Source organism: Larkinella arboricola, from assembly GCF_003259745.1.
Lineage (GTDB): Bacteria > Bacteroidota > Bacteroidia > Cytophagales > Spirosomataceae > Larkinella > Larkinella arboricola.
In genome coordinates, this window is record NZ_QLMC01000001.1 from 437,081 (window position 1) to 454,818 (window position 17,738).

A 17,738-nucleotide genomic window follows, 5' to 3' on the forward strand; every position below is an offset into this window, starting at 1 on the left:
GAGGTTACTGTTTGAAGAATTCACGTAACAACGCTTCAGTGCCGACGGTATCACTTAAACCGGCGGATTCAACAGCTCTCACCGGCGGGCGGGTGGTGAACGCATCCAGCGCCAGTTGCCCTCGCTGGGTTAATCCCGTTGCACTCTCGGTCGGTCCGGGGCGGAGTTTCCGGCGCAGGATGTTCCAGACGAAATGACCCGCTTCCACAAAACCAATGTCTTTGGGTAATTCGGTTGACACGCCCTCGTAGGCATGCGTCAGGGTATCGGCTTCTGGTAAGTCGGCATTCAGGAGCGCATCAATGTCCAGAATACCGGCTCCGTACAGTTTAGACATGTTGGGCGTCCATTCCGACGGTTTTCGGGCGGTATTTTTCAGCGTGGTTCGGAAGGCTTCCACAATCTGCCAGGGAAAGCGGTATTTCTGGGGCAGTTCATGAAGGTGTTTTGCTTTCCAGAGCATAGCCGCCGAAGCCACGTGCGGAGTCGCGTAGCTGGTACCGTCGCCATACGACATGAATTCGTTGCCTTCCTCATCGGTAATCGGTACGTACACGCTTTCGCCCGGGGCCGCAATATCGACCATCGGCCCGTTGCTGCTGCCTTTCCAGGGCAGGTCTTTCGGGTTGGTGGCCGCTACCGCAATCGTACCGGGGTAAATGGCCGGGGCTACCACCAGTTCGACCTGGTTGCCAGCGGCACAAACCCAGATGATTCCCTGTTCATAAACCTCGCGGGCAATGGCCGCAAACATGGATTTGGGATAGGTTCCCATGCACATAAACATTACGTCAGCCTGACTCTGAATGGCATAGTTGGCCGCATCCACGAGTTCTTTCCCGCGACCCAGCAGGATCACCGACTTGGCAATGCGATACGGAATGAGTCGGGCCAGCGTTTTACCGCCGAACGTCAGCAGACCGCTGTTGCCGTTGACGGTATTGGGGTCCGTCTGCAAAACGTTTCCTACGGCAATGCTGGCCGTTCGGGTGCCGTGGCCCGGAAATTTCAGGAGTTTTCGCTCCATTAAATCGCGGGCATCGGTGTCCTGGTCGATAAAATCGAAATCCTTGTCGGTATCGTATCCGGCAAAAACCTTGGAGTGCGTCGAGTAGCCGGTATCCAGTTGAACAAACCGCAGTTCGGCCAGATTATCCCGGATTGCCTGCCAGTCGGCCCGTTTCAGGCGCTCGGTATCGTCGAGACAGTTCACAGCCGACCAGTTCCACCAGCGGTGGTAGAAAGCCGGACTTTTAACTTTTTTGCCCTTCTGGACGCAGACTGAGTCGCCAAAATTCTTTAGAAACGTTTCCTCTTCTTTCTGCCAGGTTGCGAGTCCACTGTCCTTGCCGGGGTTGAACGATTCAAAGCGATCCGGACCGGTTTCTCCGGCATCAACGCCAATGTCTGTCAACGTTTCCAGATCCGGTTCGCAGCTTTCGACATGCGGCAGGGTTTCCAGCTGTTGCGCCAGTTCCCACGGGTTGCGGTTGGAGCGGAGGGTCAAATACCGTTTCCGCCGGATATCGGGGTCAAATGACGACGGAATCAGGGGTGTTTCGTCAACGAATCCTTCTACCAGGGTGCTGGCTCGCCCCTCCCAATCGTCCTGCAACACGGGCTGGCTGGACAGGGTGATCTCAAAATACTGAAGCCGGTCAACCGGGGTGGCGCTTTCTCTTTTTTCAGGAGCCGGAGTGGTTGAAGGGGTTGGTTTGGCTTCCACAAGAGCTGGTGAAGGACTCATGATTTTAAGGGAAGGGGTTTGAGCTTCAATGATTTGGCGCCGGAGGGGCTGCATGGCGTCCGCGACCGGCATGTTGCTGAACGCTTCGACAATGCAACTGACGCGGACACCTTCGTTGCCAATCCAGTCAATTTGCTCATCGACGTCACCGGGCTGGACAATGGAACCGTCTTTCCGCAGCCAGTTGCCCGCGGCATCTTTCCGGGGAATGGAACTGTGGTGCAGCGCAACGACCGCGCCGGTACCCAACCCCAGCACCACACTGCCGGATGAGCCGGGCAAGGTGTCCGATTCGTAAATCAGAAAATTGTCCGTTAGCGTAATCAGTCGGATGTCTTTCAGAACCACTTTCTTGTAGTCGCCTTTCGGGTGCTGAATCACGACGCAGTTTTCTCCTTCGATGATTTTACCAAGCGAGCTATCCATCTGAATGTACCCAAACCGGTCCAGAGCCGCCCCTTCGGAACCGGTGGTTTCGACCGCCACCAGCGTAAAGTCGCGTCCATCATAGGGAGAGCCCTGACGTTCTTCGTAGGTGGAGGTCAGGAAAAACAGATCGGGTCGGAGGTTAAACGTAACGGGCGTCAGAACGCGGCCGTCGGCATCAAGTTCATAGTTGAACTGAGCCTGTGAACGGCTGGCGGTTTCCAGATCCGGTAAAACGTGGTTGTTGGTAATCAATACGTTGGGGCTCACCAGAAACCCCGTACCGTACCCGCTGACGCCGAATTGATTCTGGATAACGATCCGGCAGACGCTGGTTGCACTCCGGAGAATCTTCCCGACAATCGATACGTCCTGAAAATTCGGTACGCCATTGATTCGCTCCAGGGCTTTGTCCAGGCGAATCCCTTCCCGGGCGATGCGTTTGGAAAGCCGACTTGTATCGTTGGTGATATCGGTTAAGGACAACTGGCCGGTCCGGTTTTGCTGAATACCGCTTTGAACCCGTTCAATTTCGTTTAAATGAGCCGCATAATTCGCATACGCCCGATCTCGAAGCAACGACTGCGCCGACTCAAAAATGTTAGTCTGTGCCACCGGTTAAGAATTTAGGGGTGAAAGAAGCTTGTCTGTTTGACGGTTATCAGACGATATTACGGAGAAAGGAAGTTGCGTTAGTAAAGCTTTGAGTGACCGGTAGGAGTGATGAGTAAACGGTTGACTATAAGTTATTTTGGTTGGTTTTGGTAGAAAAAAAGCCCGGAAGGCTCCGGGCTTAGTTCTTGTACTATAGGTGAATGGAAGAAGCGTTTTCGTCCGGAAGCCTTTATCCTGTAAACGGTCTCAACGGGCGTCTTACTCGGCCCGTATCCGGAAAATCGCTCCCTGCATGGTTTCATCGACGCGCAGCTGACACGCCAGCCGACTGTCGGTATCGGCATCCGGCAGCGTGTCCAGCAGGTCGCCCTCCGCATCGTTAACCGGCGGCAGGGCATCGGCACCTTCCAGCACGGCTACGTGACAGGTCGCACACAACGCCATCCCCCCGCAGGTTGCTTGAATGGGATAGTCCGATGCTTTCAGGACTTCCATCAGGCTCAGGCTGATGCCCTCCGGAATTTCCAGCGGCTGCCGGTCGCCGTTACGGTCTTCAATGGTGATGTGGATCATGGATGTAGACAAAAGAATGGGAGAATAGACAAAAGACAATAGACAGGAGATAAGAGACGGTAGATTTAATTGGTCTTTTGTCTAGTGTCTCCTGTCTTGTATCTTTTAAAAAGTAGGTACTCCGTTAACGGTGGTGTATTTGAAACTTAATTTCTGATCGGGATACACGTATTTAAACGCGCTCTGGCACATCAGGGCGGCTTCGTGGAAACCGCACAGAATGAGTTTCAGCTTGCCCGGATAGGTGTTAATGTCGCCGATGGCGTAAATCCGTTCGACATTGGTGGAATAATCCACGGTATCAACCGCAATGGCTGATTTGTCGATCTGGAGCCCCCAGTCGGCGATGGGACCGAGTTTGGGCGTCAGGCCGAAAAGCGGAATCAGGTGGTCGGTAGCCAGGTTCGTAACGGTTTTGTCTTTGGCCGTAATCGTAACTTCCTGCAAATGGCCGTTGCCCGAAACGCTGCTGATGTTCGATTGCAGAATCAGGTTAATGCGCCCATCCTTCGCCAGTTCAAACACTTTTTCGGCTGAGTCGGGTGCGCCCCGGAAACTGTCGCTGCGATGAATCAGGGTTACTTCGCGGGCGATGTCGGCCAGAAAAACCGTCCAGTCCAGAGCCGAGTCGCCCCCGCCTGCCAGTACCACCCGCCGGTCGCGCAGGAGTTCCGGATTCTTGACCATGTACGCAACGCCTTTGCCCTCAAATTGTTCCAATCCCGCAATGTCCGGTTTCCGGGGTTCGAAACAGCCCAGGCCGCCCGCAATCACCACCACCTGGCAGTGTACGACGGTTTGCTCGTTGGTCGTAATGTGGAACGAGCCGTCGGGCTGGCGCTCCAGACTTTCGACGCGCTCACCCAGCGTAAACGAAGGATGAAAGGGGGCAATCTGTTCCATCAGATTATCGACCAGCGTCTGGGCCTTGACGTCCGGAAAGCCGGGGATGTCGTAGATCGGTTTCTGGGGATAGATCTCGGATAATTGCCCACCTACCTGCGGCAGTGCGTCGATCAGGTGGCAGCGCATTTTCAATAAACCCGCTTCAAAAACGGCAAACAGCCCGACCGGACCGGCGCCGATAATGCAAATGTCAGTAGTAATCATTGTCTTTGTCAGTTCCTGTTTTAATCGATTCTGGTGTGGATTCGGGCAGTCTCCTTATGGCTAAAAACACTGACAGACTTTCCTGTGAATGTGAGGGTTAAGGCCACAAAACTTCGGCAATAACCTTTTGGATTTTCAGCCTGCGGACCTGCTTAAGCTGCCTGAACAACGTTGCAAAGTAAAGGAGAAGAAAGTGAATAAGTATAACAATAGGTATTGTATTGGGTAATATTATATAACGTATGGTAATGAGTGGAGGCCGTTCCGGAAAAAGTTATCCTGGAGCGCCAGTTGTCGTAAAAAGCCGCTTTTTCGTCGTAAAATGAAATATAGTTACTCCGGTAAAGTCCCCAATTTTGTAGCCGTAGTTGAACGCTAGTGCCAAAACAGTAAACAACATCAAACCATGAAAAACCAAGTACCTGCCGCGACGCCAGTCGCGAAAAAAACCGTGTGGGGTAGTGCCTCATTTGCCAAACGTGCGGTTGCCATTCTCCTTTCTGCCACTTTCCTGGTCACAGGCTGTAAAAAAGACGAAGTAGACCCAACTCCTGATCAAACCAGTACGCTAACGGCCAATGCCGGGGCGGACCAGCAGGTTCAGGTCGGGGAAACCGTTAAGCTGGACGGTAGCGCTTCAACCGACAGCAAAGGGGCTCCGCTGACCTTCCAGTGGACCGTTGCTACCAAACCTGCTAAAAGTACGGCTGCCATATCCTCAGCAAACACGGCCAAGCCGACCTTCGTACCCGACGAAGTAGGGGATTATGAACTGGAATTGACGGTTTCCAACGCCAACGGAACCAGCAAGGATAAAGTAAAACTGACGGCAACGGTGGCTCAGCCCATTGCCATCGACAAGAGCATTACCGTTAAAACCGTCCTGACGGATCGCGTTGCCAATCCTGAACTGCCGGATTATATTGTTACAAAAAGCATCGCCGTTTCGCACGAACTGACCATTGAGCCCGGTGTTGTAATTGCCTTCGAGCGGGATACGCGTCTGGATATCAATGATAACGGCGGTTTGGTCGTTGCCAAAGGAACTGCCGAGAAAAAAATCCGCTTCATTGGGGCCGAAAAGACGAAAGGCTTCTGGTCGGGTATCATGATTTACTCGGGTAGCAATGCCAACGTGTTCGAATACATCGAAGTAATGCACGCCGGAAGCCGTGCGCTCGTTAGCTCCACGAAAGCCGGAATGGCCCTGTTTGGCGGTGGAAAAGCCCAGATCGCTCTGAAAAATAGTTTGTTCTCGCAAAACGACGGATACGGTTTGCTGGTACAGGAAGGCGGTATTCTGCGCGAATTTGCGGCCAATAGCTTTACGAAAAACACGGAAGCCGGTATTATCGTCGATCCGGCCAACGTGGTCAAGCTGGATGCGGCTTCGGTCTTCACGGGCGAAAACGGTCGCAACGTGGTTGAAATCAAAGGGTATTATCTGCGCGACGGTAATGATATTACCTGGAATGGTTTCAAAGATAAAACGCCGTATCGGCTGCTGGGTGATTTCGCGGTTGAAATCGGCCTGACGCTGAGTCCTGGAGTAACGATTGAAGCCGCCCGCGATGTGATGATTATGATCAACAGCAAAGGCTATCTGATTGCCAAAGGAACGGCCACTGAGAAAGTGACGTTCACGGGTGCCGAACGGACGGGTGCTTACTGGAAAGGGATGATCATTTATTCGACCAATTCACGGAACCTGATCGAAAACGCCGAGATCAGCAACGGGGGCAGCCTGGTTATTGTTTCGGGTAAAAAAGCGAACCTGGCCCTATATGGTGGCAATCTGACGCTTAAAAATACGGTGGTTTCGAAAAGCGGTGGTTACGGAGTGTTTGTTAGCTACACGGGCAGGCTGAACGACGATGCTTCGACGGCGAATACCTTCACGGCGAACGCACAGGATAACATCCAGCTCGAAAAATAAAGTGATAAAGTTTTGAGATTAAGGGTTTAGGGATAGTAACGACAGCCCGGTACAGCTTGTGCCGGGCTGTTTTGTTTGATGGCGGCTGATCTTGAATAGTGCTGGATTTTTCTAATTTTAGCCTGACGAGCGTAATGAGAAAGAAAGACGTGGTATAGTCCTGAAAAACCTTGTTTTAATAGCATATTGCCAGACAGAAATGTACTGGACTAAACCCAACCGGCCACAAGCAGCAAAAAAATAAAAATAATTTACCGAAAGGGAATCGCTGATGAACAATGAATTAGGTTCTGATTCGTGCCGCGCCTACTGGACTATACGATAAGATTAACGTAACAATTACAACCACTTTCTGACCGTATGGGTCTTTCAGGAAAATAAAATAGAAGAATCACCTGTTAATAAAGGAATCACCTGTTGGAGCAAAAACCGGTTTATGAGAACCAATTGCTGGCAAAATGGTTTGATGAACAGCCAGGAGCCGGATTGGGAAGAATGGTTTCCGGCCTGATCCGATAGCGAATCTCCAGCAAACTCGACACTAAATGAACAACCTGATTGCGTACGATAAGTATTTAGCCCGGCTTGTCATGATTTGTTTTTTTCTGCCCAACCGGGTGCAGATTTTTATCCTGATGGGCGTTTTTGTTTACTGGGCCGTCAGAGATAATTTTTCCGTTAAACAAAAGCATTTCCGGCCCTATGGCGGGGCTTTGCTTCTGGGTAGCATCTACCTGCTCTACGCCCTGTATGTTCCATTTACGGAGCCGGCTTATCGGTCGGATGTTCTGTTCGATCTGGAACAGAAAGCCAGTTTATTGGCGGGGCCCTTAGCCTTCCTTCTGATGCAGCCCCAAACGCGGAAAATCATTGCTGGCGAACTGATTTACTTTGTTTACGCCTGTTTTATTTCCTGTCTGGTGGGCAATGTATTCTATCTATACGAATACGGCTGGCACGTAAGCAGCCCGGATGCTCACATCCAGTACCGGCTGTATTTTGAAAAAATTACCGGTATGCACCCCACCTATATGGGTATTTACCTCTGTTTTGCCTCGGCGATTTTGCTGCTTTCTCAGAAACACCGGCACCAGTTCAAAGGCTGGAAACTGGGGGCTGTTCAATTCCCGCTGTTTTTGTTCCTGATGGCCCTGATGCCCAAAGCGCCGGTGATTGCACTCTTCGTGATTCTTTGTTATTACGCCTGGATCAATCGGGCCAGAAAACAAAAAATTGTGCCGGTTCTGGCCGTATTACTGATTTCGTTGTCCATCGCCTTCCTGTCCATTCCGTTCAGCAGTCAGCGGGTCGGTGAGTTTTCGGCGGTGCTGGACGCGAAACCAAACGACAATCCAATGGATAATTCGGTGCAGATGCGCCAGGTCATTCTGTCGGTTGATCTGGACGTATTGGCGCAGAACTGGCTGGTGGGCCTTGGCCCCGGCGGAGTTGATCCGGCCCTGAAAGTTAAATATGAGGAATATGCCCGCAGGCTAAACGTCCCGCTGGAAGCGTTTGATACCCATAACGAATACCTGAATCAATGGCTCTCGTTTGGCCTGGTGGGTATCGCGTTGTTTATATTGGTTCTTGGGGTTCAGCTTGCCAATGCCGTCCGTCGGCGCGATCACTTATACGCCATTCTGCTGATGATCTTTATCGTCACCTTTTTTACCGAGAACGTCTGGTCGCAGCAGAAAGGCATTACATTTTATTCCTTCTTTACGTCCCTGTTTTTCTTTGCCGGAATGCGGCTGCAATCCAGCCCGGTCGAAGCCGGTCCGGTCGTGCGGGAAAGCCCTAGCCGGATAAAAAATCTGGTACAGGAAATCGGATAACATTCTGATAAGTAAGAATGATTCGTTTAGCTATTTTAGATGATATTCCGGCTATTCTTCAGTTAATTCGACGCGTGGTGCCGCTCATGCGGGCGACCGGTAATCTTCAATGGGATGACCAGTATCCAAACGCGGCTGTTTTTGAAAACGACATTGCTCAGGATCAGCTCTGGGTGGCCGAGCTTGATCACCAACTAGTGGGGTTAGCCGCCATCACCACCGACCAGGAGCCCGAATACGCCGAAGTGGGCTGGGACCTGACCGAAACCGCCGTTGTGGTGCACCGGCTGGCCGTCGATCCGGCCGTTCGGGGGCGGGGCATTGCGGCTCAGTTGATGAATCAGGCCGAAGAGGTTGCCCGCCAGCGTGGTATCAGCGTGCTACGGATTGATACCAACACCCAAAACGAAGCCACCCAACGGCTTTTTCCCAAATTAGGGTATCAGTTTGCCGGTGAGATTGGGTTGAGCTTTCGGCCCGGTTTGCGGTTTTATTGCTACGAAAAACGACTGGTAACTACATAAAAGGGTTTTTACCACAAGATAGTACAGAAAGGCCAGTGCAGCTTTGCGCACAAATTCTATTTTTACCGTAAAAATGGAATCATGGTACGCCTTCTGTTCGCCCTGACCTTGCTGGGCCTGACGCTGATAACGGCTTTTCGCCCCCAACAGAAAACACAAAACCGGAAAGACCCCCGGCCCAACATCGTCCTGATTGTTGCCGACGACCACGGGCGCGAAGCCGTGGGGTGTTACGGAAACCCGGCCGTCAAAACGCCCCACATCGATCAACTGGCGGCCGAAGGTGTCCGCTTTACGAATGCGTTCTGTACAACGGCCAGTTGCAGCCCCAGCCGGTCGGTATTGCTGACGGGCCTGCACAACCACGCTAACGGGATGTACGGTCTGGAGCACCGCGAGCACCATTTCAGTTCGTTCGATACCGTGCGCTCGCTGCCGGTTATGCTCCAGAAGGCCGGTTATCAAACCGCCCGGATTGGTAAATTTCATGTAGCTCCCGAGCGGGCGTATCATTTTCAAAAAGTGCTTCGGGGGGGCAAAACCAACAATCCGGCTTCCATTGGCCGCAGCCCCGTCGAAATGGCCGATCTGTGTTACCCCTTGTTTTCTGAAGCGTCTGAAAAGCCGTTTTTTCTTTATTTCGCCACCGACGACCCACACCGGAGCAATACCGTATCGGCCAGCGGTATGCCGGTTTTTAAAGGCGATAAAGCCAATTTATTTGGCAACCGGCCTGGCGGTTATCCGCAGGTTCACGACGTTTTTTACCAGCCTTTTCAGGTTCAGGTGCCGCCGTATTTACCCGATACGCGCGCAACCCGCATGGAGCTGGCGCAGTATTACGAATCAATCAGTCGGCTGGATCAGGGGGTGGAGCGGCTGGTAGCGTTGCTGAAAGAAACGGGTCAGTACGACAATACCGTCATTGTATATCTGTCGGACAACGGGGCGCCGTTTCCCGGTTCGAAAACCACCTTGTACGAACCCGGTATGAAACTGCCGCTGATTGTTAAACTGCCCAAACCGCAAAAACCGGGATTTGTGCAGGATGCCATGATTTCGTGGGTTGATCTGACGCCGACGTTGCTGGATTTTGCGGGGGTACGTCCGGATACGGTTTACAGCCAGGGCCGGAGCTTCAAATCGATTATTGAGCAGGACCGGGCAACGGGCTGGGACGAGGTTTACGGCTCCCACACCCTGCACGAAGTGACAATGTATTACCCGATGCGCGTGCTGCGCGAACGGCGGTATAAGCTGATTTTCAACATCGCCCACGAATTATCCTTTCCTATGGCACTCGATCTGTATCATTCCTTTACCTGGCAGGATGTGCGCCAGACGGGCCGGAAGCTGTACGGCAAACGAACCGTCGAAGCGTATCTGCACCGCCCGCGCTTCGAACTGTATGACCTGGAGGCCGACCCCCATGAAGTCAGGAATCTGGCCAGCGATCCGAAGCACCAGGCCATTTTGAAGCGAATGCAGGAAAAACTGAAACGGTTTCAGCAGCAGACAAAAGATATGTGGGTCAGCAAGTGGGAATTTGAATAAAAGCAATGAACCAGGATCGGGTTTTGGCGAATCAAATCAGGGCCATAGCGAATCTGTCGCCGGAGGCATTGACCCTGCTGATTGCTTCAACACAGCCAAAATTGCTGAAAAAAGGTCAGTTTCTGCTGATCGAAGGACAGGTTTGTCAGGCCCTCTGGTACGTCGAAAAGGGTTATTTACGGACCTTTTACGACAGGGACGGCCGGGAGATCAATACCCGGTTTTCGTTCGAAAACAATTTTGTAACGGATTTACGAAGCCTGCGCACGGCAACCCCTTCCGCCTGTTCGATTCAGGCGGGCGAAACAACCACGGTTTGGGAGTTCGACCGAGGTAAACTGCTGGATTTGTACCGTCAATCGGCCGAAATTGAATCCTTTGGCCGAAACCTGCTCGAGCATATGCTGATGGAGCAGGAAGAACACGCCAATTGGTTTAAAGTGTATTCGCCAGCCGAGCGGTACCAGTTCATGCTGCGCCATCATCCGCATCTGCTGCAACGGGTTTCACTTTCGCAACTTGCTTCCTATCTGGGCATTGCGCGGGAAACACTGAGCCGCATTCGCAAAAATCCGTAGCCCTTCATTTTGTGATTTTTATCACAGGTCACTTCCAGAAAATCCGGCGATTTTTGCTACTGTAATCAACCAGCAAACCGTATACAACATGCAAACGCCAGCCGCCAACCGCATGATCGTCGCCGATTTTATTGAAGAGATCTGGAACAAAAACCGTCTGGAGGCACTGGATGCCTACCTCGCCCCCGATTTTGTTGATCATTCGCTTCCAGAGGCACTCCCGGCCAACCGGGAAGGGTTGAAACAATGGATCAGGGCCACCAGCCAGGCGTTCGAGCACAAAACCGTTCTGGAAGAACAGGTGACCGAGGGAGACACCTGCATCGTGAAATTCCGCCTGCTGGCCCGGCATACCGGTAGCTGGCGCGGCATCCAACCCACCGGAACGGAAGCGTCCGTGGTCGGTTATCGCTGCTTTAAATTGAAGAACGGAAAGATCAGCCAGCACTGGGCGCTGCTCGACGGCAATTCGCTGGAAAACCAGTTGCGCACCAGCACCCACGGGTGTAAGGTTCAGCAATAGAAGGTGTTATCCAACAATTCCCTTCAGGGTTAGTGCGTTCCGGACGGCATTACCTTCGCCGTCGTTATTGAAATACATGTACACATCCTTCCCCTGAGCCGTCCATTCCCGGATGCGGTCGGCCCACCAGTGCAGGTCGGCGTCGGAATAAGAACCGCCGTATAAATGGTGGGTATCGGGGCCATGCATTCGGATGTACACAAACGGCGCAGTGGCCCGCAAAATGCAGGGCAGGTTCGCGCCACTCATAATGCAGTAAGCCGCCTGATGCCGTTCCAGGAGGGCAAACGTTTCCTCGTTGTGCCAGCTCAGGTGCCGAAACTCAACGGCGATTTGCAGCCAGTCGGGTACTTGTTCCAGAAAATAAGCCAGCCGCTCATAATCGTACGCCAGGTGAGGGGTGAGCTGCACCAGCAGAATGGCCCGCTTCTCGCCCAGGGTATGCCAGCAGGTTTTGATGCGGTCCAGCCAGACTTCCGGAGCGTAGAGTTTTTTGGCGTGGGTCAATCCCCGGGGGGCTTTGACGGTGAGCTTAAAACCGTCGGGCAGGCGGCTGCGCCATCCGGCAAACGTGCTTAGCTGGGGCCAGCGGTAAAAACTGCTGTTCAGTTCAACGGTTTGGAACTGCTGTATGTAGTAGGAAAGCCGGTCATGAACCGGGGTGTGGTGGGGATACAAAACGCCCTGCCAGTGGTCGTAACTCCAGCCTGATGTACCGATGTGGATGCTCATAAAGAAACGTTGTTTCGCAGAGTTAAGCGGAGCCTTGACTTAACTCTGTGAAATAACTCATTTCTACCCCTTAAGGTTGTTGATAAACCCGCACATAATCCACCTCAAACCGGGCGGGGAATTTTGTTGCCGCCGGATCACCGCCGTTCTGGCCCCCAAGGGCGAGGCTCAGGAGCAGATAGTGAGTTTGATGAAATGGATTCTTACCGGTGCCGTCGCCGTTGATCGTTTTCGACAGATCGACTGAGTTGAGCAACTGGTCATCGACGTACAGCCTGATGAAATCCTTGTCCCAGTCCATCCGCCAGACGTGAAATTTCTCCGACCAGTTCGGATCGTTGAACGTCGAAAGCGGCTTTTTCGTGGTACTCCACTCGCCCACCCATTGCTTGTTGGTACCCCATACCGCATTGGCCAGCAGCATATCCCGGTAATACTCCATGATGTCGATTTCGCCGTTGGCGGGCCACTCACCTGATACGCCCAGCGTCCAGAAGGCGGGCCACATACCCGGGCGGGTGTCGATCCGCCCCCGCATCTCGAACCGGCCATACTGCCATTGGTGTAAACCCTTCGTCATCAGGCTGGCGGACGTATAGTGAATTGAGTCCCGGCTGGTTTTCCAGTTGGTGCTGCCGGGCTGATACGCCGGATTGGGGCGGCTTTCGCGCCGGGCTTCAATGACCAGAAAGCCGTTCTCACAGCGGGCGTTGTCGGGCTGGTACCACTGGTGTTCGTTGTTGCGGACGAAACCGGTTTCAAACACCCATTTCCGGGGGTCGGGTGGTCCGGGCGTGTTGAATTCATCGGCCCAGACCAGTTGCCATTCGGCAGCGGGTGGGCTAAACGGGCTGATCAAAAACCATAGACACGGGAGCAGAAAAAGAGACAGATTCATGGGCGGTCAGGATAGGAAGGTGAAAGTACACAATTCGAAAAAGATACCATTCGTTAAACCGTTGATAAGTTTTTTGAGTTTTATTTGTCTTGGTAGAGCGCCTGCTTTAACTTTTATAGTTTGTTTGTTCAGAATTTTTACTGATTAATCCGCCGGGCCATTCTGGTCTGGCAGCTACGTTGAGAATGACTGTACCTACTGCCAATATACCGAACTCGGAAGTTGATTTAACCAATTGTGAATCAGAGCCGATTCATATTCCTGGATACATTCAGGCTCATGGTTATTTAGTGGCCATTACGGCGGATACCTTCCTTATTCGGTATGCCAGTGAAAATATTCAGCAGCTCGTTCACCAATCGGCTACGGATTTGCTGGGTAAACCGCTGGAGGCCCTGTTGACTGGAACAGACATACCCTCGGAGGCTCTGATGTCTATCCTGAACGTGGGGAAACGCGATAATGCCTGGTCACGCATGAACCCACACCGGTTTCGGCTCAATGAGCAGGACTGGAACCTGATTCTGCACCAGCATAAAGACTACATTGTGCTGGAGTGGGAGCCGCAGGTTTCCACCTCGGGTAGCCTCAACCTCGATCAGCAGTTGATTGCCGAAGCGCTGACCGAAGTGCAATCCAACCGTACACTGTCTGAACTGATCCGGAATACCGCCCGGCGGGTCAAGCAGATTATCGGTTACGACCGTGTTATGGTGTACCGATTTGGACCCGACTGGCACGGCGAAGTCATCGCCGAAGAACGGGAGCCGCATCTGGAGCCGTATCTGGGTCTGCATTACCCGGCTTCGGACATTCCGCGTCAGGCCCGTGAATTGTACAAAATCAATCTGGTCCGGATCATTGCGGATGTTGGAAGTACGCCTTCCCCCATTTTTTCGGTGGGCAGCAAGGATAATGGTCAGCCGCTGGATTTGACCCACTCGGTATTGCGGGCCGTATCGCCGGTGCACATCGAATATTTAAAAAACATGGGTGTGCAGGCATCCATGAGCATTTCGCTGCTGTATCGTGGTGAATTGTGGGGACTGATTTCCTGCCACCACAGCTCCCCCCGGTTTGTCGATTTTCCGGCGCGGCAGGCGGCCAAGTTTGTCAGCCAGCTTCTGTCGTCGGCGCTTGAATTCCGGAAAGACGAACAGGACCAGTCGTTTCTGTTTGAGATTCAGCAGAATGGTCAGGCGCTCAACAGCCAGATCCTGAAAGACTGGGATGTGGTAGCGGGTCTGACACAGCACCCGGTTACGGCCCTGAACATTGCCGACGCCACTGGCGCGGTGCTGGCGTTCGATACGAAGTTTTATTCGATGGGAACCGTGCCGGCGGATTACGCCGTGGCCGGAATCACCAACTGGCTGGGTTCGCAGCCGTTCGATACGGTGTTTGAAACCGATCGGCTGCCGGAACTTTACCCACCCGCCGAAAACTTTCGGGATGTCGCTTCCGGGATGATGGCCATTGTTTTGTCGAAAGAATTGAACGAATACCTGCTGTGGTTTAAACCGGAGCGGATTCGGCAGGTGACGTGGGCCGGAAATCCGGACAAACCCGTAACGGTCGACGAAGGAGGCAGACCGTTTCTGCATCCCCGCAAGAGCTTTGAAGCCTGGTCGCAAACCGTCCGAAATACCTCGGAACCCTGGAAAGATGCCGAAATTTCGGTAGCCATCAAACTACGGGAAGACGTGTTGCAGGTAGTCGCCCGCAAAGCCAATGAAGTCCGCCAGTTGAACGAACGGCTGCGGACAGCCTACGAAGAACTGGACGCATTCAGCTATACGGTTTCGCACGATTTACGAACGCCCCTGTCCTCCATTCGGTGTTACGCCGAAATCATTATGGAAGAACAGGGAGCGGTGATGGATGAGGATACGCGCGTCATGTTCCAGAAAATTCTGGATTCGACGGAACGGATGCGGTCACTGATCCGGCATATTCTGTATTATTCCCGGATGGGCCGTACGGAGCTGAATTTTCAGCCGCTCGATATGGTTCATCTGCTGGAAGTGATTCGGGATGAAATTCTGATTACCGAAACGAAGAAGAAAAGGAACGTCCGAATAGAATTTGGTACCCTGCCTTCCATTTACGGTGATCCAACGATGGTCAATCAGGTTTTTACGAACCTGATTTCCAATGCCGCCAAGTACACGCAGCGGGCTCAGGAGCCCCTGGTACGCGTGGAGGGCCGGGAAACCGACGAGGAAGTTATTTATACCGTCAGGGATAATGGCATTGGCTTCGACATGAAGCATGCGGCCAAAATGTTCGACCTGTTCAAACGGTTGGACAATGCCGCTGGAATTGAGGGAACCGGCGTGGGATTGGCCATTGTCAAACGGATCATCAGCCGGCACCGGGGGAAAATCTGGTTTCATAGCGAACCCAACCGCGAAACCACCTTCTCCGTATCGTTTCCGAAGGAACAACAAGTACTATAAGCGCACTCGACCATGTTAGACGTACTCTATGTTGAAGATAACCCGGATGATGCCGATGTTTTTGGTCGGGTCATTCGTAAAATGGAGAAAGGTATCTCCTATAAAGTAATCAATGTCGGCTCCGAAGCCCTGGATTACCTCACCGCCGAAGGCAAATACGGGCAACAGACCGCTCCTTTACCGAAGCTCCTGCTGCTCGACCTGGATTTGTCGGAATACAGTGGTTTTGAAATCATCCAGAGAGCCCGCTCCCTGGCTCGAACGCGGTTACTGCCGATTGTGGTTTTCAGTACCTCCGACAACCCCCAGGACATCAGCCAGTCGCTTGCCCTGGGCGCCAATGCCTACGTAGTAAAGCCGGGGAGTTACCAGTCCATTAATCAGATGCTGAGACGGCTTTGTGATTTCTGGCTGATTGATAACAATATTGTAACCTAATGACGTTAGCGGAACGATTGCGGCTCGACACCCGGGCCGTCCACGAAGAAACTGAAGAGTTACTGTATACCGAACCACTGAAGGCCGGTCAGCTAACAGCCGGGCAATATAGTCATCTGCTCCGGGTTCACTGGCTGTTTCATCACGCGCTGGAAACGGCCATCGACCGGCATCCGGTGTTTTTTCAGGCATACCGCCCCGATGACCGCCGGAAAACGCCCTGGCTGGAAGCCGATCTGGCGGAGTTGAACATCCCGCTGCCCGACCCGCTGCCAGAACTGTTTGCGGACTGGTCGCCCGTTGCGTTGCTGGGTGCGGCTTATGTAGGCGAAGGGTCCATGCTGGGCGGAAAGGTTGTTTTTCACCATTTGCAGAAGAGTCCGGAGTTAAAACCGTTGCTCCAGAACGCTCGTTTTTACCGAGGCTATGGCGCGGAAGCACTGGAAAAGTGGAAAGCGTTTGGGGCTATTCTGGCCGGGCAGAAGGAATCAGATCACGACCAGATCGTTGAAGCCGCGCACCGGACCTTCCGGGCTTATCACGATGTATTCAGACACACGAAGCGGCAGAATCCGGCGGTGGTTTAGCTGGTTCGACCGTACACCGGGAGAAATACTTTAAACGTTGAGCCCTGTCCGACCTGGCTGCTTACATCAATGACTCCGCCGTGAATCTCGGCCACTTTCTTACAGATGGCCAGCCCAATACCCGTGCCGCTGTACGTCGAACGGCTTTCGAGCCGCTGGAAGGGTTGGAAAATCCGGGATTTGTATTTTTCGTCGAAACCAATGCCATTGTCGGCCACTTCCACCAGCAGAAATAACCGTTGTTCCTGCGCCTTCAGTTCTTCCGGCAGTTCGTTCGGTACAGCGTGACGGGCGCTGATCTGGATAAGCGGTTTCTGATCGGGTTTCTGAAATTTAATGGCATTGGCTACCAGATTCTGGAACAACTGCCGCAAACGCAGCGGATTGCCGAGCAGATTTGGCAGGGCCGATACCCGAACCGTGGCCTGCTTTTCCGTAATCATTATTTCCAGATCATTGAGCACTTCTTTAATCAGGCGCGACAAGGAAATGTTTTCGAACGGTTCGGTCTGGGTCGATAGCCGTGAGTACGTCAGCAGATCGCGTACCAGCACCTGCATACGCTTGGCCGAGTTCTGAATCCGCCGGACCAGATCGATCTCACCATCTACCAGACTATCCGCAAACTGGCTTTGCAGCACATCGCCGAATGCCTGCAATTTCCGCAGCGGCTCCTGTAAGTCGTGGGAAGCGATGTAAGCAAACTGCTCCAGGTTTTCGTTGGAATTTTTGATCTGGTGAATTGTCGCTTCCAGTTGATACTGAATTCGTTTGTTTTCGGTAATATCCAGAAACGTTACTTGTAGTTCATCACCCAGGCGACTGGCTTCGAGCGTAAGCCAGGAGTCTGTACCGTCGTTGATATAATGGTGTTCAAACTGGAGGGGCGTCAGTTGGGCAAAGGCCCGGCAGTAATACTCGAAAATACCGTTGGTTCTGTACTGCGGGAACCACTGGCTGTAGCGTGTACCGCGCAGGGCTTCCGGCTCCTGGCCAACAAAAGCCGATAACTTTTTGTTAACAACAACAAATGTAAAATCCGTGATCTGGCCCTGATGGCCATACACCGGTTTCAGTAGGTACAGCGCTGATTGTGAGCTATCCATCAGCGCCCGCAGACGGGCAATTTCATTCTGTAAGAGGTCAATCGTCGAATCCAAGGGCGTTAAAATATAGATAGATCGCGCGGATAGTACTCGG

General features: G+C 52.7%; 15 protein-coding genes. 9 read left to right on the plus strand and 6 right to left on the minus strand.

Features of this window, described 5'->3' with window-relative positions; translation table 11 throughout:
* Window positions 1–4: 4 nt before the first annotated feature.
* From LX87_RS01805 to LX87_RS01815, 3 genes are all read right to left on the minus strand, one after another.
* Window positions 5–2,788 carry a S8 family serine peptidase gene (locus LX87_RS01805; protein WP_111626456.1) on the minus strand — a complete coding sequence of 928 codons (2,784 nt, stop codon included), beginning with the start codon at window positions 2,786–2,788 and terminating at the stop codon, window positions 5–7.
* A 258-nt stretch (window positions 2,789–3,046) separates the two neighbouring features.
* Window positions 3,047–3,361: a 2Fe-2S iron-sulfur cluster-binding protein gene (locus tag LX87_RS01810; protein ID WP_111626457.1), complete on the minus strand. Its 315-nt coding sequence runs from the start codon at window positions 3,359–3,361 to the stop codon at window positions 3,047–3,049.
* Between the two features lie 105 nt (window positions 3,362–3,466).
* Entirely contained in the window at window positions 3,467–4,471 is a 1,005-nt protein-coding gene (locus LX87_RS01815; RefSeq protein WP_111626458.1) for an NAD(P)/FAD-dependent oxidoreductase, read from the minus strand.
* 406 nt (window positions 4,472–4,877) lie between these two features.
* On the opposite strand from LX87_RS01815, the gene LX87_RS01820 reads away from it, so the two are divergent.
* The 6 genes from LX87_RS01820 to LX87_RS01845 all read left to right on the plus strand — a co-directional run bounded on the left by LX87_RS01820 (window position 4,878) and on the right by LX87_RS01845 (window position 11,424).
* Complete coding sequence (locus tag LX87_RS01820) at window positions 4,878–6,407, plus strand: PKD domain-containing protein (protein WP_111626459.1); 1,530 nt, start codon at window positions 4,878–4,880, stop codon at window positions 6,405–6,407.
* Window positions 6,408–6,952: 545 nt separating this feature from the next.
* On the plus strand, window positions 6,953–8,245 hold the full coding sequence (locus tag LX87_RS01825) for an O-antigen ligase family protein (protein WP_111626460.1): 1,293 nt from the start codon (window positions 6,953–6,955) through the stop codon (window positions 8,243–8,245).
* A gap of 17 nt (window positions 8,246–8,262) precedes the next feature.
* On the plus strand, window positions 8,263–8,769 hold the full coding sequence (locus LX87_RS01830) for a GNAT family N-acetyltransferase (RefSeq protein ID WP_111626461.1): 507 nt from the start codon (window positions 8,263–8,265) through the stop codon (window positions 8,767–8,769).
* Between the two features lie 81 nt (window positions 8,770–8,850).
* On the plus strand, window positions 8,851–10,323 hold the full coding sequence (locus LX87_RS01835) for a sulfatase family protein (RefSeq protein ID WP_111626462.1): 1,473 nt from the start codon (window positions 8,851–8,853) through the stop codon (window positions 10,321–10,323).
* A 5-nt stretch (window positions 10,324–10,328) separates the two neighbouring features.
* Window positions 10,329–10,901, plus strand: a complete 573-nt coding sequence (locus LX87_RS01840; protein WP_111626463.1) for a Crp/Fnr family transcriptional regulator — start codon at window positions 10,329–10,331, stop codon at window positions 10,899–10,901.
* A gap of 88 nt (window positions 10,902–10,989) precedes the next feature.
* Window positions 10,990–11,424 carry an ester cyclase gene (locus LX87_RS01845; RefSeq protein WP_111626464.1) on the plus strand — a complete coding sequence of 145 codons (435 nt, stop codon included), beginning with the start codon at window positions 10,990–10,992 and terminating at the stop codon, window positions 11,422–11,424.
* Between the two features lie 6 nt (window positions 11,425–11,430).
* Here the strand turns inward: LX87_RS01845 and LX87_RS01850 are convergent, their stop codons facing one another.
* Entirely contained in the window at window positions 11,431–12,156 is a 726-nt protein-coding gene (locus tag LX87_RS01850; protein WP_111626465.1) for a DUF72 domain-containing protein, read from the minus strand.
* 70 nt (window positions 12,157–12,226) lie between these two features.
* On the minus strand, window positions 12,227–13,054 hold the full coding sequence (locus LX87_RS01855) for a glycoside hydrolase family 16 protein (RefSeq protein ID WP_111626466.1): 828 nt from the start codon (window positions 13,052–13,054) through the stop codon (window positions 12,227–12,229).
* A 185-nt stretch (window positions 13,055–13,239) separates the two neighbouring features.
* On the opposite strand from LX87_RS01855, the gene LX87_RS01860 reads away from it, so the two are divergent.
* The 3 genes from LX87_RS01860 to LX87_RS01870 are packed head-to-tail and all read left to right on the plus strand — an operon-like array spanning window position 13,240 to window position 16,538.
* Window positions 13,240–15,513 carry an ATP-binding protein gene (locus tag LX87_RS01860; protein WP_111626467.1) on the plus strand — a complete coding sequence of 758 codons (2,274 nt, stop codon included), beginning with the start codon at window positions 13,240–13,242 and terminating at the stop codon, window positions 15,511–15,513.
* A 12-nt stretch (window positions 15,514–15,525) separates the two neighbouring features.
* Entirely contained in the window at window positions 15,526–15,951 is a 426-nt protein-coding gene (locus tag LX87_RS01865) for a response regulator (RefSeq protein WP_111626468.1), read from the plus strand.
* Window positions 15,951–16,538 carry a biliverdin-producing heme oxygenase gene (locus LX87_RS01870; RefSeq protein WP_111626469.1) on the plus strand — a complete coding sequence of 196 codons (588 nt, stop codon included), beginning with the start codon at window positions 15,951–15,953 and terminating at the stop codon, window positions 16,536–16,538. Before LX87_RS01865 ends, LX87_RS01870 begins: the two co-directional genes overlap by 1 nt.
* Here the strand turns inward: LX87_RS01870 and LX87_RS01875 are convergent.
* Entirely contained in the window at window positions 16,535–17,698 is a 1,164-nt protein-coding gene (locus LX87_RS01875; protein ID WP_111626470.1) for a PAS domain-containing sensor histidine kinase, read from the minus strand. The two genes, LX87_RS01870 and LX87_RS01875, sit on opposite strands and share 4 nt — an antisense overlap.
* Window positions 17,699–17,738: the final 40 nt, after the last annotated feature.